The following is a 20680-nucleotide window of genomic DNA, read 5'->3' as shown; positions in this document are numbered from 1 at the left end:
ATTCTCAAATTTGATTATTTATCGTATCCTTCATAGATTTCATCATTTATTAGATTTTGTGTTTTTTTATCATCGGGTACAGGCTTCCACCAATTTCCCGTAATAAAAAGCATAGTTAATAGATTGTAACTATCACTAAAATAGCTTTCTCTCTTATTCTTCATCCAATCCCATCCACTATTTACCCACTTTTGATTATTGCTACTCGTTATACTTGCAGCAATAAACGGTGAAACAAATACAGCAGTTGAATAACTACCAATATTAGATCCATTTAATTGATAACCATCCACAATTTTAGAAGGATTTCCATTCGTTTTATTTTGAATCCACGAAGAAACTTTATCAGAAATGACTTTACTTCTTTTCTCGCCGTACATAGCATAGTCCATTACAATTCTCAATGGTACCCGACTAGCATTGTAATAATATGCATTTGTATATTCTGACTCATCTAAGAAGTCTTTAGGTGCGGGTTGTGGTGGGTTTTTTACAACGAAATCTGAAATAAGTCCTGTATTTGGAGAGTACTTATTACTAAATTGCGTATAAACATCGTACAAATTATTAATAACAGTAAGCCAAGTTTTATCACCTGTAAATTCATAAAATGCTCTAAGGTGTGACATCATCCAATCAGATGGTCTCGTATCAAGTGAACTTTTAGAATCCCAATCTCCTAAATTTAGTCGGTTATTATTTGTAACATTACTAGCTTTAATACCTTTTGTAATCATGTCTTGTGCTTCTTTCAAATAATTAACTGTTCCATTAGATCCCCACTGCTTATGAGCAAGAAGAAGAGAATACGCAATATCTAAATCCCCATCAGTAGCAGAATCAAAATGACCTTGTGCTTTTTTACTATCTGCGACAACCCATCCCATTAAATTAGGATTTTGAGAACTTTTAAAAGTTCTTGCTGTTTTAAATAAACCGTCATAGATTTTTTGAGCATTCGAATCATAACCAGCCATTAATACTGTAATTATCATCCCATACCCTTGACCTTCTGAAGTTCCAAGTGGCTTAAATCCATCCGCATCACCTGTAATCTCTCCTTTTACATAATAACCACCAGGTAAAGAAGATAAATCATTTTTCAAATATTTCTTTTTCCAATTATCGTAGTAGCTTCTTACAGAAGCATTTAAGCTTTCTTGTGTAATATGATTCGGTTTTATAACGCCTGCATAATTAACTTGCTGGGGAAATGGTTTCATTTCCTTTGCAGCAGCTACTTGTTGATTAACTATGGGAATAAAATTTTGTACTGAATTGTCCGTTACATTTGCTGCGAAACTAGAATTAGAAAAACTAGCTAGTCCGATTCCTATAATAGAAATACATGTGAAAATTTTTCTTTTTCCATTCATTATGTTGTCATCTCCTTTTAAAATGCTTACTACATAAAATGTAACATACAATATTTAACTGAAATACAAAATATTATATTTATCAACATAAGAAAGAAACTATATAAAAAAGTATTATAAAATCATTATTGAATTACATTATACGGATTGATTATTTGCTAAATTCCTATGTTTTTCTTTTCTTAATACTGGTATATGAGCAATCACAATTCCAAGTATAGTAATTCCTCCGCCAATTATTGAAACTAAAGTTGGCACTTCTCCTAACCATATCCAAGCAATGAAACACGCAGTTATTGGCGTTAAATATAGAGAACTTGTTGCTTCAGAAGCACCAGTACGAGATATAATATAGGCCAATGTAATATACGGGAGTACTGTTGGAAAGACACCTAAATATATAACGCTCAAGTTAACTTCAAGAGGGGCTGCTAGTATTTCTTGATAAACTCCGGGTAAGAAAATAAGCATACATACAGTACTAGACAAAATTGTATATATGGTAAATGGTAAGAAGCCATATTTTTTTAAGTAAGATGTTTGGAAAACGAAAAATAGACTTTCTGAAATCGCCGCTAATAATATAAATAATCCCCCGCTATTTAATTGAATAGCGTCGCCTTGGCTAAGTGAAATTAAGACAATTCCTGCAAAACTCATTACACCACCGATCCAGCCATTTAATTTCATTTTTTCATTCAAAAAAACAGAAGCAAGAATTGCCGTCACTATTGGAGTGACTGAAATAATTAAACTTGCAGATCCAGCATTTACTGTTTTTTCGCCGTAGTTTAATGCGATGTGATAAATAGTAAACCCTAAAGCACCAAATATAAAAAATGCTGGGATATCCTTTAAATCCGGTAGTCGTAGTTTGTATATAAATGAAAATAACAAAAGTATAAATGAGGCGATTAATAAACGTAGTAAAGTAAGGTGTTCAGGCGTATAAGATTCAAGCCCCATACGAATTGCTGGAAAAGCAGTTCCCCATATAAGAATTGTAAAAGCGTGAGCACATATAATGCGTAAATCCCATTTTTTATTATGCATGTTTTCTCTCCTTCCCTAAAAAACCAACCATTTTTAAATTACCAATTATTTCTTTTCATCATATTTAATAGTTGATACAATGTCTTCAACCAGTTATTTATCGGAAAAACCAACCACTTTGAATCTTTTAAATAAACGAGGGAGTTTTTTATATGACAACCGATAAAAAAGTGCCTAAATATTGGCAGATAATAAACTATATAAAAGAAAAAATTGAAAACGGAGAATGGCCAATTGGAAGTAAAATCCCTAGTCAGCGGCAGTTAGCAAAATTATTTCATGTAAATCGAAGTACTGTAATAACTGCGCTAGATGAACTTATGGCAGATGGTTTAATTCAAGGACAAATCGGAGCAGGAACAATTGTAACAAATAATACATGGTCATTATTAGCAACTAATCCCCCGCCCGATTGGAGTGAATATGTAAAGGCCGGTATTCATAAACCAAGTAAGTTAATGGTGCGAGAAATAAATGAAGCGGAAGCAAATAAAACGCTTATTCATCTTAGTAAAGGTGAACTTGCACCTCATCTTTTCCCGCTTGAAACTATGCAATCTATAATAAAAAACGTCAGTGAGGAATTAGATTATTTCGGATACGAAGAACAAAAAGGTTTTTATCCGTTACGTGAAGCAATAAGCAAATACGTAAAATCATTTGGAATACATGCATCACCGGGTTCTATATTAATAGTCTCTGGTGCACTCCAAGCATTACAATTAATATCAATTGGTCTTTTACATAGAAAATCAACTGTTTTACTTGAACAACCTTCTTACTTATATTCACTTCATGTTTTTCAATCAGCAAATATAAATTTATCCGGTATATCAATGGATAATCAAGGTATTTTACCTAACGACTTATTAAAACGAATTAAGTATAGTCAAAAAAATAATATTTTATATTCAATCCCTTGTTTTCAAAATCCAACGGGGATATTGATGTCCAAAGAGCGAAGAAAAGAAATATTAAAAATATGTGAAAAAGAGCAATTGCCTATCATCGAGGATGATATTTACCGAGAGTTATGGCTTGATAAATCACCACCAGCTCCTTTAAAGTCAATGGATAAACATGGACATGTATTATATATTGGTAGTCTCTCTAAAACACTTACCCCAGGACTTAGAATTGGATGGATAATCGGACCAGAACCTGTTATTGATAGATTGTCAGATATAAAAATGCAAACAGACTATGGATCCAGCTCTTTATCTCAAAGAGTAGCTGCTGAATGGATAAATGAAGGTTTTTATGAAGACCATGTAGCAAACGTAAGAATTCACCTGAAAGAACGAAGACAAATAATGATACGAGCTTTAAATAAGTATTGTGCAGATGTTGCATCGTGGGATATTCCTAGTGGTGGATTTTTTATATGGCTAAAGGTTGTGCATAACATTCCGATGAAAAAACTATTTTCAGAGGCACTATCAAAAGGAATTCTTTTAAACCCGGGACGTATTTATGAAGAAGAATCAGATCAGTACATTCGTTTATCATATGGATATGCTTCTCCAGAACAAATGACTTACGGGGTTAAATTGCTCAGTGAATTAATTCGAAAGTTAACGGCATAAAAAAATCCTCTTTTGTTTTTGGAGGATTTTTTTACGTATCTTATTTACCACAATTTCATTTCCTGCCCTAATAAAATAAGTTTTTCATAAGGATCTCCGTCAATATTTAATACTTGAGCAAATGCAGGTTCTGTTTTTAAACCTTGTTCCTTTAAGTGAATAACTTCTTCCCTTATATGGGGATGCTGCATTAATAACATGTGCTCCACTATCATATGTCTATATGCATTTTGATTACGCACTGGCTTAGGTTGAGCAAATAATTCAAATTCAAAACCTTCGAATTCAAAATTCACCTTTATCGATTCAGTACCTTTAATTTTTTTCTTTTTAATGTTGAACCCTCCATAAGAACCATATAAAGATCTCATTTCCTGCTCAAAAACATCAAAGTTATATACTTCCATTACAATATCTAAGTCAGATTGAGGAGTATCAATTCTTATCGGGATTGTCCCACAAAGAACGGGATTATATAAAGCTAAATCCTCCATGATGTTTAGGTTATTCAAAACATCATATATTTTTTGTTGCTTGTCATTGCCCGATTGTAAATATGTAATAGATGTAAACATAGAAGTCTCTCCTTCATTTAACGTAATAATCATCTCACTAAATTTAAGAAAACATTTCAATCATTGGATTTTGTTCTAGGAGTACCTTTATTTCAATATATTAAGCCGAACTAACTATATTTTTCAACTTTTCTCCTATACTGCAATACTATAAAAATAAAAAAGGAGGAATTATTATGAGCATTTTTAACATTCTTTTAACCATACACATCCTATTTGGAACAATATGCTTAATCACTGGTATTGTAGCGATGGTTGCCCAAAAGAAGAAAGGAAAACATACCGAATGGGGCGAAATATATCATGCATCCTATGTTGTCATTACCCTTACGGCAATAATATTATCCATTATCAACTGGGATAAAGTCGCATATTTATTTTATGTAGCAATCTTCTCTTATTCATTTGCGATTTATGGATACCTTGCACGAAAAAAACGTTGGAAAAATTGGCTCCATCACCACATCAGAGGTATGTTAGGTTCTTATATAGGTGCAGTCACCGCACTTTTAGTAAATGTCGGCATCCATATTCCTATTATAAATTTACTTCCGCCAATATGGTTTTGGTTTTTACCCACCTTAATTGGTATTCCCCTCGTAGCCAGTGTATCAAAAAAATATAAAAAGCGTAGTTGAAATTAATTACATTTTGATTACTTTCTGATTATTAGAATGAAAAATTATACTCTATGTATCACGAATGATATTATGAGTGCTCGCCCTATGAATATTTAAAATAAAATGCCGCCCAACAGGACGGCTCTTATATTTACTTTATAAACGTAACATATTCACCAGAAACCCATTGATTTCCACCAACATTATACCAACCATCTTTATATCCAAACGATTGATATTTTTCACCTTGATACACGTTTTTCACAATGCCGTAATTTGTTCCTGGGCCGGTACGAACACGCAATACATCAGCGATTATAGTAACTACACCTACACCATCGTTTGATGATTGTGAAGATGTTGGTACATTTCCTCCCGTATAACGAATATATGATGGATCGTTATAAATCCACTGATCGCCACCTAAATTTAACCAGCCATTTGATTTTCCAAATACTTTGTAGGACTCTCCTTTCCCTAATTGACGAATAACGCCGTATCCAGTACCAGGTCCTTTTCGTAAATTTACATTACTACCGTTAATATACGCAACCCCTACACTATCATTCGATGGAGGAGAAGTCACTACGTTTTGAGCACCTTTCCCAAAAGTATCCGTTCCATATCCTTTGTAGTTATATTGCAAATGCGGGCTATCCACGAATCCTTTCCAGTCACCGCCCCATTCAAAGCCAATTTGTTTAGCATAACGAATTGCTGATGCCCACGGTTCTTTATTATAGCCATTCCAATCTTCTGTACCATTCGACTGAATTGGAACAAAATCTAATGCCTGTCCTACTAAGTGATATGAGCGCATCGTTTGTGATGCTCCTTTACGAACATATTCACGTTGTTGCTCGACCGTACGGATTGTTTCATAAATTAACACTTCAATACCATTGTTAATGCAGTACTGATACCACTTAAAAGCTGCAGCTTTCGTATTATCCGCTAATTTATTCAGATTACTTACATTTCTATTGTGGTATTTCAATATGCAACATCTCCTTTTCTATTATCCTATGCAAAATTCATCTCATGGGTTGTACATATATCTAGAACGACACGAAGTACAAATACATAAGAAGCCAATTCATCTAAAAAGGTTTTCACTTCTAGCTTCAAACTTTGTAAACTGAAATGGAAGCAATAAAAAAACCACAACCTAAGTCTTCCAGTTGCGGTTTTTGGTATTTTCTTTTTATATGCTACCTGCCTTCTTGCATTGATAATCCTAGTATACAGGTTGTGTAAATTTTCCCTTTATGAATAACACTACTTATTCATGATTTTTCAAATCCAATATTGAATGTAAATGATCTGGATAATTAGTAAACATTCCATCGACTCCCCATGCAAGCAACTTTTTCATATCATTTTCATTATCTACTGTAAATGGATGAACTTCTAATCCGCTTTTCTTTATTTTCTTTACATAATCTGAATCAATATATTTGTAATTCATACCAAGACCTATGCAGTACATTTTATACTTTTCTATCTCTAATTTTGTTAATTGAACTACTTTTTTATAAGGTAATAATTGTACTATGGATATATTACTATTTAAGCTATGAATCTTTTGTAGACTTTCTTCACTAAACGATTGAATAATAACTTTATCATGTATTTCGTAGTGATTAATAATTTCTAATAATTTTTCTTCCATTCCTGGATATTCATCAGGTGATTTTGTTTCGATATAATAGTTCGCGTTATGCCCAAACGTTTCAAGAATTTCTGTTAATGTTGGGACTTTAACATTTTCAAATTCTTTCTTTGCTAAGTTCGGATATTTTCCATTGAAAAAAGAGCCAGCATTTAGTTGCTTTATTTCTTCTAATGTATGCTCTTTCACCAGCCCAGTACCATTCGTTGTACGGTTTAATGTTTCATCATGCATAGCCACTAAATGTCCATCTTTTGTCATTTGGAGATCAATTTCTATATAATCTCCATTCATTTGTTGTCCTAATTGATATGCTGCTATTGTATGTTCAGGTGCATACGCAGAAGCGCCTCTATGTGCGATATTTTTTATATGATTTGATTGGTTAATAGCCTTATTATACTTATATTCATTTGTTTTCTGAAAAACAAAGATACTTATTACTATAAAGGCACAAATTATTGTAACGAGATATATCTTTTTCATAACGATTTATAAGCTCCTATATAAAGACGATTTAACTTGAATGATTTACTTAATTAAATGTCGATTTTCGAATACAGTCATTTTGCCGATAGCTTGAAATCCCGATTTTTTATAAATATTGATTCCATCGGGTGAAGCTTGTAATACACAATACGTATTTTTAAATTTTTGTGCTTCTTGCAGAAGGAAATTGAACATAATAGATCCGAATCCTCGTCCTCTCATTTCTTCTTTCGTTGCTATGTCATAAATACCAATACTATCTTTTGAACATATCAATGAACCAACAGTTACGACTTCGCCTTCATAAAATCCTAAAAATAGTTTCATATTCTCACTGTTCCATAAATCAAGAGTAGAAATTTGATTATAGAATGCTTGTACATGTATACCTTCCTCTGATGTGCCAAATAGATTAGCTAACGTTTTTCCAAATTTTTTTATTAGTCCAGGTGATGATGCTTGTTGAATTGTAAAACTTACTGGCATGTTTATTGTTGGAGAAATTGTTTTTAAATCTGCTACCATCGCGATATTTTGCTCCGCTTCTTTTAAACCGATTTTAATTAACTCGCTTTTTATATCCCGCTCTTGCTCCTCATCCCATAACCAAACACTCATTGGAAATTTCTTTTGATTATAGTAGTCTACCTCCTTATATAATTTCTCTATCCCTACCGTTAAATTATTGTTTAGTAGAGTGATGATATTAAATGTATCGGCAGGTAATCCGCAATCAACAGCAATATAATCTTTCGTTTCTTTTATACTCGTTCCGGTCACAAATTGCGCAACATATGAAGTTTTATATGCAAAGTTATCTATTAGTAGTTGTTTATAATTCATCAATAGTTCTCCTTTTCATAAAAAGTAATACTCGAATTCTTCTATATTAAATATAACATATTAGAAATTTACCTTTTTCTATAAAAGTACCTCTTTAAATTGTGCTCTATAGTTTAAAATAATTAAAAATGATATAACGTTGTCGGAATGAAAAAAGTGGTATATAATAAATATTAACATTACTAGTAATTATTTTAGGTATTCCTAGAATAAAGGAGCGATACATATGAAAATTACTATTTATTTCGGAAGTCATGAAGATCAAGATGTTCGTACTATGGACTGTCATTTAGATGTAGAAGATACAGAAGAGATTGTTTCTGTATCATAATATAAATAGTTAGGGTAAATCCTATTCCCTACAGTGTTTAAGACACCTTTTATAAGGTGTCTTTTTTGTTATATTTTCATTAAAAACCCTTTACTTTATAGCGTTTTAATAGTAAAATATAAATATACGAACAAACGTTCTTTTTTATTTTAAACGTACATGAAGGGATGATTTTAACAATGGCTTCATTAAAGCGCAGAGGAAGAAAAAAGCAAGCACCTATTATTTCAAATACAGGCTTTATCGGCTCTGTCTTTATTGATACATTGGAGTTACAAAAGAAATCCTATTATTTCGCTCGTAAAAAACTTCAAATTGTTCATCACGTATTAGATGGTCTCTCTGGAGCAACAAGCGCTTTGTTTAAAGAACATAACATTTCAGCATACATGTCATGTGTGTATTTACATAAACAAAAGAAAATTGGCTTTGTTCTTTCAACGAAACCATTTGAACAAAGTGATGGCGTTGCTTATTTTGTAAATTATTTGATCGAAAAGAATTTTTACGGCGGCCATGACAAAGATGTAGAATATCAAGAAGTATTTAATACAGGTTTTATCGGTGTAGTATTCGCTGATTTATCTAGTATAGATCGCTTTAATTTCGAGTTTGAAATGGGTATGCTAACGAAATTAATGAAAGATATGATTATTCCGGTTAAAGAACTGTTTTTACGCCATAATGTACCGGCTTACATCTCCACTTCTCATTTAGAAGAACAAAACAAATTAGGTTTCGTTCTCTCTGTAAAGCCATATGACGAACGCGCTGAAGCAGATTTATATTTTGAGGCATATTTAAAAGAACGCGGGTTATTTATCGGTGATGAAGAAGATGAAATTGATAAAATTGTCATTAGAAAAACAGCTGAATTACGATAGATAAGCGCAGGATCATCATCCTGCGCTATTTCGATATTATTTAATTATGTTCAACACTATACCCTTTTGAATGAATTTCTAAATTTAACTTATTTGCTAAAATTTTATTCAAAATAAAAAATACAATCTGTTTTATGGGAAGCATTCTTGCTGTGGAATCGGGATTATAAATATAGATGAACGTGATTCAAATCAAAAAAAGGTACTCCTAAAAGTACCTTTTTTACTATTCTATATGTGCGAACGCTTTCAAAATTATTGGATATAAATTGACGTACGCATTGTATTAAATGGTGCATTTATAGATGTCTTTTGGTACTCAAAGGTTCCTTGTTGGTGTCCAGAAGCATCCCATTTATAATACCAGCCAACGATTGGTCTTCCCCCAATTATAGTGGAATCAATGCTTTTTACATTAGAACCATTCATTTTAGCAAATGGGTTTTGGCCATAGCCCATTTCTTTCGTTGTAATATATAAATATTTTCCCCCGTGGTTACGCGATGTGCTGAAGCTGTTCTGATTAATTGTTTCTACCCCGCCTAGCTCAGACTCTACTTGTACGACGTTTAGTGAAGTAAGTGGTGCTGCTGGTCCAGCTGAAGCTTCTGTTGCCATTCCTAATCCGACGAACGCTGTGATTGCTAACGATGAAATCCCTAGTGCTGCTTTTTTAAACATAAAAAACATCCCCTTCCATCTATTGTTTTCTCTTTCAGTGTCAATATAATCCTAATAATATTATATGTAAATAGATTGTAACTGTAGAAATAAAAGAAAGAAGATTCTGATTTATTGACATTAAAAAATATGACTTCAACTTTTTTCGTTAAAGATAGTCATCAATCTCTAACTACCTAATGATCTCAAATAAATGCTATTCAAGCCATTTTAAGAGGTACAAAAGACCTTATAGTATAAAGGTCTTTCCCGACACTATGAAAAAACCCGTGAATTATTCACGGGTTTTACTTTAATAACTAATTGCAATTGTACCTTCACCTGCATGAACCGCAAATGAAATTGGTAATGGATATAATTTGAAATCCATTTCAGGAAATGCTTGTCTAATATCTGCAATCCATTCTTCAGCTCCAGTTTTATCGTTAGCATGGAACATGTGAAGTACTTTTGGTAATTCTTTTTCAAGTTCATTTTTAATATATTCTCGACATTTTTGGATTTTACGAACTTTTTTTTCAAGTAAAAGCTCTCCACCTTTTACTTCTAATATTAAGTTCACACTTAATAAACTTCCAAGTAAAAATTGAACTCCTTTTACACGCCCACTTGCGTAAAGGCCTTTTAAACTTTTCGGGAATACGTGGAAAGGTCTTCTTTTTTCATCTACTAATGTTTTGTGTATATCTTGTAACGTCATACCATCATTGTATAACGATTTCGCTTTTCTAATTAGTTCATCCATTGGATAACTTGTTGTTTCACTGTCTAATACCGTCAACGGAAAACCTGCCATTTCTGCAGCTAACTTCATATTTTGATAGGTTCCACTTACTTTTCCGCTAATAGCAACTGCAAATCCCTCTTCATATTCTTCTTTGCATTTCGAAAATAACTCTACCATTTCCCCTATATTAGGCTGTGATGTAGTGACAGTTTTACCTTCGTTCAAAGCATTATAAACGCGCTCACGCACACCTTCTTCACAATCTTTGTACGACACACCATCAATAATAACTTCAATTGGGATAACAAAGTTATCTCCTTCTGTTTTAAAACTCGCAGTTGTACTATCAGTAATCCAAGCAACACGATTCATGTTGTTCCTCCCTTAATTCAATTCCTCTTTTCTGATTTTTCTATATATTTATGTTACGAAAAGAGAATATCCCTGTAATAGTAACAGGACTTTATTGTTTTGGCTATAGTAGATGCATATTAATTGTGACTATTTCTTGTCTATTTCACAAATAAAAAAGAAAATCAAGGAATTTGCTCGATTTTCTTCTTATCATATACTATTTAAAGGTTTCATTATCTAAAATTACAACATAATCATTCGTTAATCGGCCAGCTTCTTTAGTATAACTAACAAGCCTTTGTATATTATCACAGCAAATTTTTGCTCCCCATACGAGTAACGGTACACCAATAAAGTCGATATGGAACCTTCTAGAAAACAGCCCACCGAAAGTCATTGGTAAAGGTACGGTTGGTGATGTATTAGAAAAAATAATTTTTTCATGACTTTGATAATGTTTTTGCAAGATTTCTCCTAAATGCTTCATCGCAGGTACAACAACTTTTGATGCGCCGCATCCAATCGTATATACAGGATGACCATGTTCATCGATCCCATGAAAAATAATTTTTCCCATATCTTCTGTTTTCAATTTATTAAAGTAATCTACATTCAAAATTTCTTCTTTCGTTAATTTGCGATCCGTTGGTAGTTTATTTAAATGATACGCTGCAGCTAGTGAGGTAGTATGTGTTCCACCAAAATCTGTGTAAATGTATATCATATTATCATCCCTTGTTGTAAAAGTTCAATGTTAATTAGTATTACCGTTCACAGTGTCGTTAAACACAGGATGAATTTATTTTCAATGTCATTTATTAATAAATTCCAGATTACTACCATCATTTTTTTCTGACTTTCGAATATTGAATTTAGTAGATAGTTTTAAAAGTATTTTATAAATACAATATCCAAAAATAGAACCTAGAACATTACAGATCACATCATCAATATCAGTAATACGTCCCACTCCACTAAATAAAGACTGAATTAATTGTAACAATTCAATACTAGCTGATATAGAAAATCCTAATAAAATTGTATTTTTGAATTTCTTATATTTATCCCATAGGATTGGTGCTAAAAATCCTAAAGGCATTAATAATAAAATATTTCCGCCTACATTTCTTACAATTAGACCAATCATAAATAGGGCATCTCCATCATAAGCACTACCAATTTGATTGATGTCTTTAATAATTGATGCAAATGGTATTATATTGACCGAGCGATTCAAATTTTCAAGATTAGAAGGAAAACCGATTGGTAAAGGGAATAAAGTTACTGCAACAACCATGCAAATGTAGACCACGAATAAAAAACTTATTATTTCTTTCCACCAAATCACATGTTTTTTATTTTTGGTAACAATTAATATTCCACGTACAATTAAATAACAAATAACCCCTAAAATAATAAACAAACTACAGTTGATCATATACAAATTACTAACACATCCTTTCATATAAATTAATAGTTATAATTTACAACTATATAGTAATGTTTTTTAATTTAAAAATCCATATAATCATATGTAATTGTGCAGAATTACAAAAACCCTTTATTTACTAAATAAAGGGTTACTCATTAACTAAAATACTTTTCAAAACAGAAACAGTCATAAACCCGTTTAAATTGTTTTCGTATCTCTTCTTTTATATCCATATAATTAAAAAGCTCTTTCGATTTCTGTCAATAATTTTTCAGGCCCTGAACATTTATTTGAAACAATAACCAATGTAATGCCTAAGTCTGGATATACAGCCGAGCGAAAACTCACGCCTGGGTCATAACCCATAACATGGTATTTAAAAATGTTGTTTTCTTGTGTTTCAATCCATATTCCATATCCGTACGACTGTTTATCATTTACTTGAATGTGGGGAGTTAAAAGTAATTTTGTATATTCCTTTCCTAAAATTTCATTATTAAATAGGGCCGCCCAAAATTTCAGCATGTCTGGTGCAGTAACATATGCACCTCCATCAGCTCCTCCTTTTATCGGTATAGAGTAGGCGTTTGTTCTCCAATTTTGGTTGGTTTCGTCCTTTATATATCCTAGAGCTGTATGTCTTGGTAATCTATCTAACGAAAAATAGCCAGAATCATTCATGCCAATCGAATTAAAAATGTTCTTTTCTATATACTCCGTAAATTTAAGTCCCGTCTGTTCTTCTATTATTAATCCAAGTATGATAAAACCTGCATTGTTGTAGTGAAACTTAGTTCCAGGTGCAAACATCATATTACTTTTTTGGAATAATGGTAAAAAGTCTTTTAAGCTCTTTAATAGATACATAGGTGTTTGTTTCCAAAGATCTTCGAAGTTATCCATAATACTTTCATCAAAATAATCTGGTATACCAGCGCTATGCGTTAGTAGTTGATGTATTGTAATATCTTCATCGAAGTTTGAAAATTTTATCTCTAGACAATCTTTTAATTTTGTATGAAAAGAAATAAAACCTTTTTCAACAAGTTGACAGATGCCAATTGCAGTGAAAATTTTACATCCTGAGGCAATGCCAAATCTTGTTTGTATCGTATTGTTTATACATTCACTTTGGTTTGCGTAACCCAAAGCTTTTTCATAGACTAAGTCTTTTTCTTTTTGCACTAAAACTACCCCTGAGAAATTTATTTTCTTTTGTATTTCTTTTACAATTTTATCAATTTCATCTTTTGTTTTTATCACGACAACCACCCTTATCTTTCGGTATTGTTCTTTCCCCTTATTGATTTTTCCATATAAAGGGGAAAGAACCCTTTTATTAAATACGATAAATTGTTAATGAGAACACAAAGTTCATTTCGAATTTATCCCGCTATTTGTGGGCAGTAAGACCCCCATCTCAAAATTCAGCGAAAGCAAAGAAGTTAAGTGGGGACCCTGCTGCCCGTAAAAGCCCGATTGGTGAGGGCTGATAATCAGTGGGGGATGCCCCCCTGATTAAAGTTTCACTTTATTGATTCAGTAGAATACAACTTAGATTGTGATGGGAATAAAGTAAACACACACAAGACGACAGTAATAAATAACATAATCAATGAACCTACAATAATTACAGGTTGTATAGAAATGAACTGAGTCGCAACACCAGATAATATTGTAATAAAGATTGTTACTATCGCAATAACAAGTCCATATATACTCCCAATCCGTCCCATCATATGAACAGGGATATTATTTTGGTAAAATGTATAAAATCCTGTATTTGCATATGCCATTGAAAAAGATAAAATAAAGAATCCAATAGCAGCTATTAAAAATACATTTGAAAAAGCATAAATTAAATAACCAATCGCAATAAATAATGATCCTATTCCAATTAGAAATGAAGGTGCTAATTTCTTTGATAAAATTGTATTTGTTATGGCACCTAAAATAAATCCTGCACCAGCTATACTAACTAGAAAACCGTATTCACTATCTGTTAGTAGTAATACCTCTTTCGCAAACGATAGTTCAAGTGAATCAGTAGCAGTCGCTAATACGAACATACTTTGAAATAAGAAATACACACATACGACATACACATGTTTTCTACTAAAATTTATAACAGTGTTCCAATCTTTTATTAATACTGTAAGGGATAATGTATTACTAGTTGTATCCGAATCTTTTTTCTTATCAAGATTAGGTAAAAGTAATGTAATGAATCCTGATAAGAGAAATGCTATAGCATTTATATATATAGCAAACTCTAGTGTACTCGCAATTAATAAAATCCCTGCTATCGCCGGACCAATTAAAAATGCACCAGATCCTATTAAACTACGTAATGAGTTGAAACGTTGTCTTTGTTCTACCGGAATTAATTTCGTCATATACGTCATAGCAGTTGGCTCATAAATTGCACTGGCCATACTTATAAAGAATACAAATACATAAACAATCCAAAGTGACGGAAGTAAAGGTAAAATAGCGATAAATAACGCACGATATATATCGAGGTGAATCATTAATTTCCGTTTATTTAAACGATCAATCATACTCCCAGACCAAGCGTTTGTAAATAAAGTGGCTAATGGTTTTATTACATATAAAGCAGCAACAGCTAAGGCTGAGCCGCCCATATGATAGACAAGTACATTCAGTGCTATTAAGTAAATCCATGCCCCTAAATTCGCAATACCAACTCCGGACAATAGTAATAAAGGATATTTCCAATCTTTAAGTAAGTTTTTCATTTTTTGGCCCCCGCTTTCCAAATTGTTTTACAACAATAAAAAAATCCCACCCCCAAGACTTTTAATCTTAGGGACGAGATTTATCATCGCGGTGCCACCCTAGTTTGTTAATATGTCACCATATTAACCTTATCAGGTACTGCATTCTAACTCATGCTTATACCATAGCTCTATAACGGGAGCTCCCGTCACACCATCCCCTAATAATAGGTTCCGATGCGCTGCTCAGAGGCTTGGTTCAATAAAGAATTTTTACTCCTTTTCAGCTAAATGGAGCTCTCTGTGAAAAATTCATTTTATTTACTCTTCTCTTCACTGCATTTGATTTTTCCCATATTATCACAATTATTTTTAACTGTAAATAAAAAATAATCAGATATTTATATTTTCGTCATTTTTGCTTTACGACCAATTCGACATACGAAACGCATTAGCTTTTTATGAAGATAAGGAAATAAAGTAAAGAATACGTCCATCGTTTTTTTTAATGGCATTGGACAAATTACTAATTTATTTTTATGAATAGCTTTCAGTGCAATTTCAGCAAACTTGTCAGCTGAAATTGGCTTATTTGTTTTTAGTTGTTTTATAATTTGATTCTTATTCATATTAATTGCAATTGATTTTTCAAATATGGGTGTATCTACAAAAGTTGGACAAAGCACACTTACATTTACACCGTATTCTTCCGCCTCATAATGTAATGAAGTTGTTAAACCTACGATAGCATGTTTGGTTGTTGCATACGCGGTACAAAGGGGAGCTGGTCCTAAACCAGTTGCAGAAGCAGTATTAATGATATGACCAAATCCTTGTTTTTTCATGAATTGGTAAGCCAATTGTGTTCCGTAAATTACTCCTAATAAATTTATTTCAATAATATGTTTCCAATCACCCAAAGACATATCGTATACTTCTCCATACATAGCAATTCCTGCATTATTAAACATATAATCAATTCTACCAAACTCATTAACTATTTTTATAATAAGTTTTTCTACGGATTCAGCGTTAGTAACATCTAAATATTCGAACCTAGCTAGTTGATTATTATTTTTTATATTATTCACAAGGTTCTGGCCACAGACTTCATTAATATCAGCGATAATTACAAATATATCTTTATTTGCTAATTGAATGGCTAAAGCTTTACCAATACCAGAAGCGCCGCCAGTTATAATTGCGACTCTTTGCTCATCCATATAAATAACCTCCTGTTGTTTATACATATAATGAAAACGGACGAGTGTAAGAATTTGAACAATCGTTCTAATTCGCTTGTAACGCTACACATGTTTGTTTGTAATAGAGAGTAAAAAAATTGTAATGGTTTTATCAAATAAAGCTTCTAATTTCTCTGTTTCAATTGAATGAATGAATTGACATAAACCACCAAGCCATGAAGCTAATAAAAGACTGGAGTCCTCAACATTTTCTATATAAAATTCGCCACTTTGTATACCTTCATCCAAAATTTTATGATATGCCTTTAAAGGGATAGCAGCTAAACCATAAAGCTGTCTTACTGTAGAAGGATTCGTGCTCGGATCAGAGGCAAGCTCTTGCCCTGCCCTTAATAACGGCGTTTTGTAATTATAAAGTACAAATTTAGCCATTCCATATAATTTCCCAGTAGCATTTGCATACTGTTTTTCTACTATTTTCCATTTATCGTGCCAGTTTCTCATACTGTCTTTAGCTAAATAAACAAATAATTCTTCTTTATTTTTATAATGATAATATATATGTCCTTTACTATAACCAGAGGATTTCGCAATGTTATCAATTGAGGTCTTTGTATACCCTTTTAAGGAAAATAACTCTATCGCTTTCTCTGCTATTATTTCTTTGGCTAAATCGCTATCGTATCGTCTTTTATTCAATGTAGACTCCTTCTGTCGTTTAATATAAAAAAATTGAACAATCGTTCTAATTTCAATATATGTAAGTTTTTTTGTTTTAGTAACTGTTAAAAATCTTATTTATTATTTTCTTAAAAAATACGGTGCGTGAAATTACTCATAAATTTTTAAAAAAGAACCTATTGGATATAGGTTCTTCAACAAGTTTGAATTAATTCGTATTCGCCTCTGTTAACGGTTGTAACGGCGGTTCTAATTCTAGTTCTAGTGTATCTCCTTCTTGTAAATCTTGTCCTTTTTCAATACTTTGGCTCGTTACATAACCTGTACCAGAAGTTTTCAAATCTAATTTCAAAAGCTTAGAGAAATACATAACATCACGCATGGACCAACCTTTTACATTTGGCATTTGTGCGTTATTCCCTAATAAAAATATACGATCACCTTCACTCATTACCTCGCCAGACTGTGGATATTGTTTTATTATTTTTCCTTCTCCTAAAATTACCGGCTGTAGCTTCTCTTTTTCTACACTTTTCTCTGCTGTACCCATCGATTGATTTACATAATTTTGTACTTTTAATTGAGATTGTTTCGCTGCATCAGCTATTTGTTTTTCGGTATACGGTTTCACCTTTAAATATTCAAGGCTGTTTTTTATAACAGGTTTAAATATTTCAGCAAGAGGCTGAGCTCCATACTCATCTCCTTTTAACTTTGGCTGCTTAATAGCTAAGTATACGATTAACTCCGGATCATCAATTGGAGCCATTCCTAAAAAGGAGAAAATGTAATTCTCTTTCCCTTCCATATATCGGCCGTTTTCAGGATTCGGGATTTGTGCTGTTCCTGTCTTACCTCCAATTGGATAACCATCCACTTTATACATTGTACCAGTTCCTTTTGAAGATGTTATAACACGCTCCATTAAGCTTCTAACCTTGTCCGCTGTTTCTTTTTTTATCGGATTCCCAATTTCTTTCGGTTGATTTTCCATAATAACTTCTTTGTTTGTTGGATTTACAACTTTATCAACGATATATGGTTGCATTATTTTCCCGTCATTTGCTATAGCAGTAGCCGCTTGGATTAATTGAATCGGAGTTACTGTAGAACCTTGACCGAAAGAAGTTGTAACCTGTTGAATTTGTGTATTTAATAATAAAGTATTTTTACTTTCTCCAGGTAAATCTATCCCTGTTTTTTGATTGAAACCAAATTTATTCATATATTGCTTAAATTTATTTGGTTTCAGTAACTGATCTTCTAAAATAGAAAAAGCTACGTTTGATGACCTTTCAAAACCTTCATCAAATGTAATTGATCCCCATCCAAATCCACCATTATGGTCTTTTATATCAGAGGAACCAACGGAATATTTTCCAGATTGAAAATATTCTTTTCCGTTATATACACCTTCATTAATGGCAGCTGCTAACGTAAAAACTTTCATTGTTGAACCTGGTTCATATGCATTTGCAATCGGGTCATTTAAAAAGTATTCGATATCACCTACATTAGGATTGTAACTAGGTTTACTAGACATCGCTAAAACCTTTCCTGTTTTTGGATCAGCAATAATGCCAATTAACATAGAAGGATCATAATGTTCTTGCGCTTTGTTCATCGCTTCTTCTAAAAAACTATTAATTTGTTTATCAAGCGTTAAATATACGTTATTCCCATTTTTAGCTGGTTCTACTTTACCTATATCATTTGTAAGCGGAATTCCCCTTCGTGTACCCACATATTCTATATTCCCGTTTGTAGAGCTCAAATATTTATCCAAACTCTTTTCAAGCCCAAACTTCCCTTCCGTATTCCCTTTATCATCTGGTCTAGCAAAACCAAGTATATAGGATGCAAAGTCTTCATTCGGATACACTCTTGCTTTTTCCGACATAAAAGATACACCTGGTATTTTTAAATCATTAATTTTTTCCTTCTTTTCCCTAGATAAGTTCCGACCAATTTTCCCAATTTCAACTTGCGTACGCCCTTCATGAAAGTTTTTTAATACTTCTTCTTTATCAATTTCAAGCGCATTGGCTAATTGTTGTGCGGTTTCATCTTTATTTTTCACTTTATCTTTTCCTTTTAAATTCACAACAACTCGATACGTTGTAGAATCTTGTACTAACACCTTTCCGGTTTGATCATAGATAGTGCCACGATTCGCTTCTAAAACACCTTTTTTATTATGTTGTTCATTCGCGAGATCCTTTACATTCACATTATGCACGACTCCTACTGCCTGAATATAGAATATACGCAAAATCATAATAAGAAACAAAACAATAAAAGCAATCATCATATATCGAGCGCCTTTATTCGTTTGGAGTTTTTGCATACTTATCTCCTCTCTTTTGGAATGGATTCGTACGAAGATCCGTTTTAAAATTTGTAGTTTTTGTTTGCGATACTATATGTTTCGAAGTTTTCTTTTTAATTCCTTTAAAACAATGCAAAACTAACTGTTGTTATTTTGCGTCATTATTTTATATATTGTAAATATGGTGCGTGAAATTTCAGAATATTAATTAGTACAACTTGATTACAGAGCACTCTAAACTCTTTTCGTATTTCCTATAAAAAGTTCCCCTCTGGATGTCCAAAGGGGAACTTTTTATAGGAAAATTATGCGATATGGTTATATTTCGCTAAGAAAGGAATTCGTCTCGCTACTAATGCATACATTTTGAATACAAGTTTCGCTATTGGTTCAAACATACGTGTACTTTGCATTACTAAAGCGCTCGTAATAAGTGTTAAGAATGCTGCACCAAGTATATCTAAAGGATAATGAACACCTACGTACATACGTGATATACCGACTAGTACTGCCCATAATAGCGCGATATATTTCAGTTTTTCTCCTCTAAGAATAAATACGAAGGCGATTGAAAATACAAGTACAGAATGATCACTAACGAATGATGAATCTGCTGCGTGTGGTACTAATTGGTGTACATCATGTGATACGAACGGGCGCGGATGGTAATATACCGCGTGTATAAGAACATTTACTACTAATGCAATAATAACCGAAAGCGTCGTATATAAAACTGTATATTGTTTTCTAATTGCCTTCTCTTTCTTTCCATTATTAAACCATAAGATAAACATAAATAGAACGGCTACGTATGCAGCGCTATTTGTAATAGAAACCATTAACGTATCTAATAGTTTGGATGAATCAGCAAAATTATTAAACCACTGAAATACTGTGTAATTCATTAAACTCTCTCCTTACATACAAGTGTTCTTGATTTACACAGTATACAATACCATTATGAAAATGGACTTAAACTTTTTTCATCTAATTCTCATTTTACTATTACTCATATGACAATTATAAAACAAATTTTATACGCTATTTATGTATAAAACCGGTAAGCCTTTATAATAAGGCGGTTCGTATTTTTTTCATGTTTGA

General features: G+C 32.4%; 19 protein-coding genes, 2 pseudogenes and 1 other annotated feature. Of the genes and pseudogenes, 3 read left to right on the top strand and 18 right to left on the bottom strand.

From position 1 onward, the window contains the following. Positions 1–14: 14 nt before the first annotated feature. Both AXW78_RS12960 and AXW78_RS12955 read right to left on the bottom strand, forming a co-directional pair. Positions 15–1376 (bottom strand): family 8 glycosyl hydrolase, encoded by a 1362-nt coding sequence (locus tag AXW78_RS12960; protein WP_001013584.1) that lies wholly within the window; start codon positions 1374–1376, stop codon positions 15–17. Positions 1377–1514: 138 nt separating this feature from the next. Next, complete coding sequence (locus AXW78_RS12955; RefSeq protein WP_000551614.1) at positions 1515–2429, bottom strand: DMT family transporter; 915 nt, start codon at positions 2427–2429, stop codon at positions 1515–1517. Positions 2430–2581: 152 nt separating this feature from the next. Here AXW78_RS12955 and AXW78_RS12950 point away from each other — a divergent pair, with 152 nt between their 5' ends. Continuing rightward, positions 2582–4015, top strand: a complete 1434-nt coding sequence (locus tag AXW78_RS12950; RefSeq protein WP_061884241.1) for an efflux pump transcription regulator NorG — start codon at positions 2582–2584, stop codon at positions 4013–4015. Positions 4016–4059: 44 nt separating this feature from the next. Here the strand turns inward: AXW78_RS12950 and AXW78_RS12945 are convergent, their stop codons facing one another. Next, positions 4060–4590: a DUF4269 domain-containing protein gene (locus tag AXW78_RS12945; protein ID WP_000495165.1), complete on the bottom strand. Its 531-nt coding sequence runs from the start codon at positions 4588–4590 to the stop codon at positions 4060–4062. Between the two features lie 176 nt (positions 4591–4766). Here AXW78_RS12945 and AXW78_RS12940 point away from each other — a divergent pair, with 176 nt between their 5' ends. Beyond that, entirely contained in the window at positions 4767–5228 is a 462-nt protein-coding gene (locus tag AXW78_RS12940; RefSeq protein WP_000021746.1) for a DUF2306 domain-containing protein, read from the top strand. A gap of 133 nt (positions 5229–5361) precedes the next feature. On the opposite strand, the gene AXW78_RS12935 is transcribed toward AXW78_RS12940, so the two are convergent. From AXW78_RS12935 to AXW78_RS12925, 3 genes are all read right to left on the bottom strand, one after another. Continuing rightward, positions 5362–6207 (bottom strand): SH3 domain-containing protein, encoded by an 846-nt coding sequence (locus AXW78_RS12935; protein WP_000873745.1) that lies wholly within the window; start codon positions 6205–6207, stop codon positions 5362–5364. Positions 6208–6492: 285 nt separating this feature from the next. After that, the gene (locus AXW78_RS12930) at positions 6493–7368 is read right to left on the bottom strand and encodes a glycerophosphodiester phosphodiesterase (protein WP_000725663.1); all 876 of its coding nucleotides are present in this window, start codon (positions 7366–7368) and stop codon (positions 6493–6495) included. A 45-nt stretch (positions 7369–7413) separates the two neighbouring features. Continuing rightward, positions 7414–8214: a GNAT family N-acetyltransferase gene (locus AXW78_RS12925; RefSeq protein ID WP_001107070.1), complete on the bottom strand. Its 801-nt coding sequence runs from the start codon at positions 8212–8214 to the stop codon at positions 7414–7416. A gap of 510 nt (positions 8215–8724) precedes the next feature. On the opposite strand from AXW78_RS12925, the gene AXW78_RS12920 reads away from it, so the two are divergent. After that, complete coding sequence (locus AXW78_RS12920) at positions 8725–9429, top strand: hypothetical protein (protein WP_000157646.1); 705 nt, start codon at positions 8725–8727, stop codon at positions 9427–9429. A 40-nt stretch (positions 9430–9469) separates the two neighbouring features. Here AXW78_RS12920 and AXW78_RS35720 read toward each other — a convergent pair. From AXW78_RS35720 to AXW78_RS12870, 12 genes and pseudogenes are all read right to left on the bottom strand, one after another. Further along, positions 9470–9580 (bottom strand): annotated as a pseudogene (locus AXW78_RS35720) (MFS transporter); the annotation flags it as partial. Positions 9581–9684: 104 nt separating this feature from the next. Further along, positions 9685–10110, bottom strand: coding sequence for a DUF4879 domain-containing protein (locus tag AXW78_RS12915; protein WP_000472916.1), 426 nt, complete (start codon positions 10108–10110; stop codon positions 9685–9687). A 292-nt stretch (positions 10111–10402) separates the two neighbouring features. Further along, the gene (locus AXW78_RS12910; protein ID WP_001082412.1) at positions 10403–11209 is read right to left on the bottom strand and encodes a DegV family protein; all 807 of its coding nucleotides are present in this window, start codon (positions 11207–11209) and stop codon (positions 10403–10405) included. A 199-nt stretch (positions 11210–11408) separates the two neighbouring features. Continuing rightward, positions 11409–11915 carry a DUF3189 family protein gene (locus tag AXW78_RS12905; RefSeq protein WP_000639421.1) on the bottom strand — a complete coding sequence of 169 codons (507 nt, stop codon included), beginning with the start codon at positions 11913–11915 and terminating at the stop codon, positions 11409–11411. 87 nt (positions 11916–12002) lie between these two features. Further along, on the bottom strand, positions 12003–12635 hold the full coding sequence (locus tag AXW78_RS12900; protein ID WP_129542620.1) for a VanZ family protein: 633 nt from the start codon (positions 12633–12635) through the stop codon (positions 12003–12005). Positions 12636–12778: 143 nt separating this feature from the next. Beyond that, a pseudogene (locus tag AXW78_RS35715) lies at positions 12779–12847 on the bottom strand (GNAT family N-acetyltransferase); the annotation flags it as partial. 13 nt (positions 12848–12860) lie between these two features. Further along, complete coding sequence (locus tag AXW78_RS12895) at positions 12861–13886, bottom strand: serine hydrolase domain-containing protein (RefSeq protein WP_000598053.1); 1026 nt, start codon at positions 13884–13886, stop codon at positions 12861–12863. A 263-nt stretch (positions 13887–14149) separates the two neighbouring features. Beyond that, a complete protein-coding gene (locus AXW78_RS12890; protein ID WP_061884240.1) occupies positions 14150–15382 on the bottom strand; it encodes an MFS transporter in 1233 nt (410 codons plus the stop codon). A gap of 66 nt (positions 15383–15448) precedes the next feature. Continuing rightward, positions 15449–15707: a binding site (T-box leader), on the bottom strand. Positions 15708–15762: 55 nt separating this feature from the next. Next, the gene (locus tag AXW78_RS12885; RefSeq protein ID WP_046945053.1) at positions 15763–16584 is read right to left on the bottom strand and encodes an SDR family NAD(P)-dependent oxidoreductase; all 822 of its coding nucleotides are present in this window, start codon (positions 16582–16584) and stop codon (positions 15763–15765) included. Between the two features lie 84 nt (positions 16585–16668). Next, positions 16669–17265: a TetR/AcrR family transcriptional regulator gene (locus AXW78_RS12880; RefSeq protein ID WP_061884239.1), complete on the bottom strand. Its 597-nt coding sequence runs from the start codon at positions 17263–17265 to the stop codon at positions 16669–16671. A gap of 190 nt (positions 17266–17455) precedes the next feature. Continuing rightward, positions 17456–19594 (bottom strand): penicillin-binding protein, encoded by a 2139-nt coding sequence (locus tag AXW78_RS12875; protein WP_061884238.1) that lies wholly within the window; start codon positions 19592–19594, stop codon positions 17456–17458. A gap of 287 nt (positions 19595–19881) precedes the next feature. Continuing rightward, on the bottom strand, positions 19882–20481 hold the full coding sequence (locus AXW78_RS12870; RefSeq protein WP_001110134.1) for an undecaprenyl-diphosphatase: 600 nt from the start codon (positions 20479–20481) through the stop codon (positions 19882–19884). Positions 20482–20680: the final 199 nt, after the last annotated feature.

This window comes from Bacillus thuringiensis (assembly GCF_001595725.1).
Lineage (GTDB): Bacteria > Bacillota > Bacilli > Bacillales > Bacillaceae_G > Bacillus_A > Bacillus_A thuringiensis_K.
The sequence above is the reverse complement of the archived record's forward strand: the minus strand, read 5'-3'. Positions and strand labels throughout refer to the sequence as shown.

Bases quoted from the DNA above. Each gene is read 5' to 3' on its own strand.
- AXW78_RS12960 (WP_001013584.1), bottom strand. From the start codon at position 1,376: ATGAATGGAAAAAGAAAAATTTTCACATGTATTTCTATTATAGGAATC.
- AXW78_RS12955 (WP_000551614.1), bottom strand. From the start codon at position 2,429: ATGCATAATAAAAAATGGGATTTACGCATTATATGTGCTCACGCTTTT.
- AXW78_RS12950 (WP_061884241.1), top strand. From the start codon at position 2,582: ATGACAACCGATAAAAAAGTGCCTAAATATTGGCAGATAATAAACTAT.
- AXW78_RS12945 (WP_000495165.1), bottom strand. From the start codon at position 4,590: ATGTTTACATCTATTACATATTTACAATCGGGCAATGACAAGCAACAA.
- AXW78_RS12940 (WP_000021746.1), top strand. From the start codon at position 4,767: ATGAGCATTTTTAACATTCTTTTAACCATACACATCCTATTTGGAACA.
- AXW78_RS12930 (WP_000725663.1), bottom strand. From the start codon at position 7,368: ATGAAAAAGATATATCTCGTTACAATAATTTGTGCCTTTATAGTAATA.
- AXW78_RS12925 (WP_001107070.1), bottom strand. From the start codon at position 8,214: ATGAATTATAAACAACTACTAATAGATAACTTTGCATATAAAACTTCA.
- AXW78_RS12920 (WP_000157646.1), top strand. From the start codon at position 8,725: ATGGCTTCATTAAAGCGCAGAGGAAGAAAAAAGCAAGCACCTATTATT.
- AXW78_RS12915 (WP_000472916.1), bottom strand. From the start codon at position 10,110: ATGTTTAAAAAAGCAGCACTAGGGATTTCATCGTTAGCAATCACAGCG.
- AXW78_RS12910 (WP_001082412.1), bottom strand. From the start codon at position 11,209: ATGAATCGTGTTGCTTGGATTACTGATAGTACAACTGCGAGTTTTAAA.
- AXW78_RS12905 (WP_000639421.1), bottom strand. From the start codon at position 11,915: ATGATATACATTTACACAGATTTTGGTGGAACACATACTACCTCACTA.
- AXW78_RS12890 (WP_061884240.1), bottom strand. From the start codon at position 15,382: ATGAAAAACTTACTTAAAGATTGGAAATATCCTTTATTACTATTGTCC.
- AXW78_RS12885 (WP_046945053.1), bottom strand. From the start codon at position 16,584: ATGGATGAGCAAAGAGTCGCAATTATAACTGGCGGCGCTTCTGGTATT.
- AXW78_RS12875 (WP_061884238.1), bottom strand. From the start codon at position 19,594: ATGCAAAAACTCCAAACGAATAAAGGCGCTCGATATATGATGATTGCT.
- AXW78_RS12870 (WP_001110134.1), bottom strand. From the start codon at position 20,481: ATGAATTACACAGTATTTCAGTGGTTTAATAATTTTGCTGATTCATCC.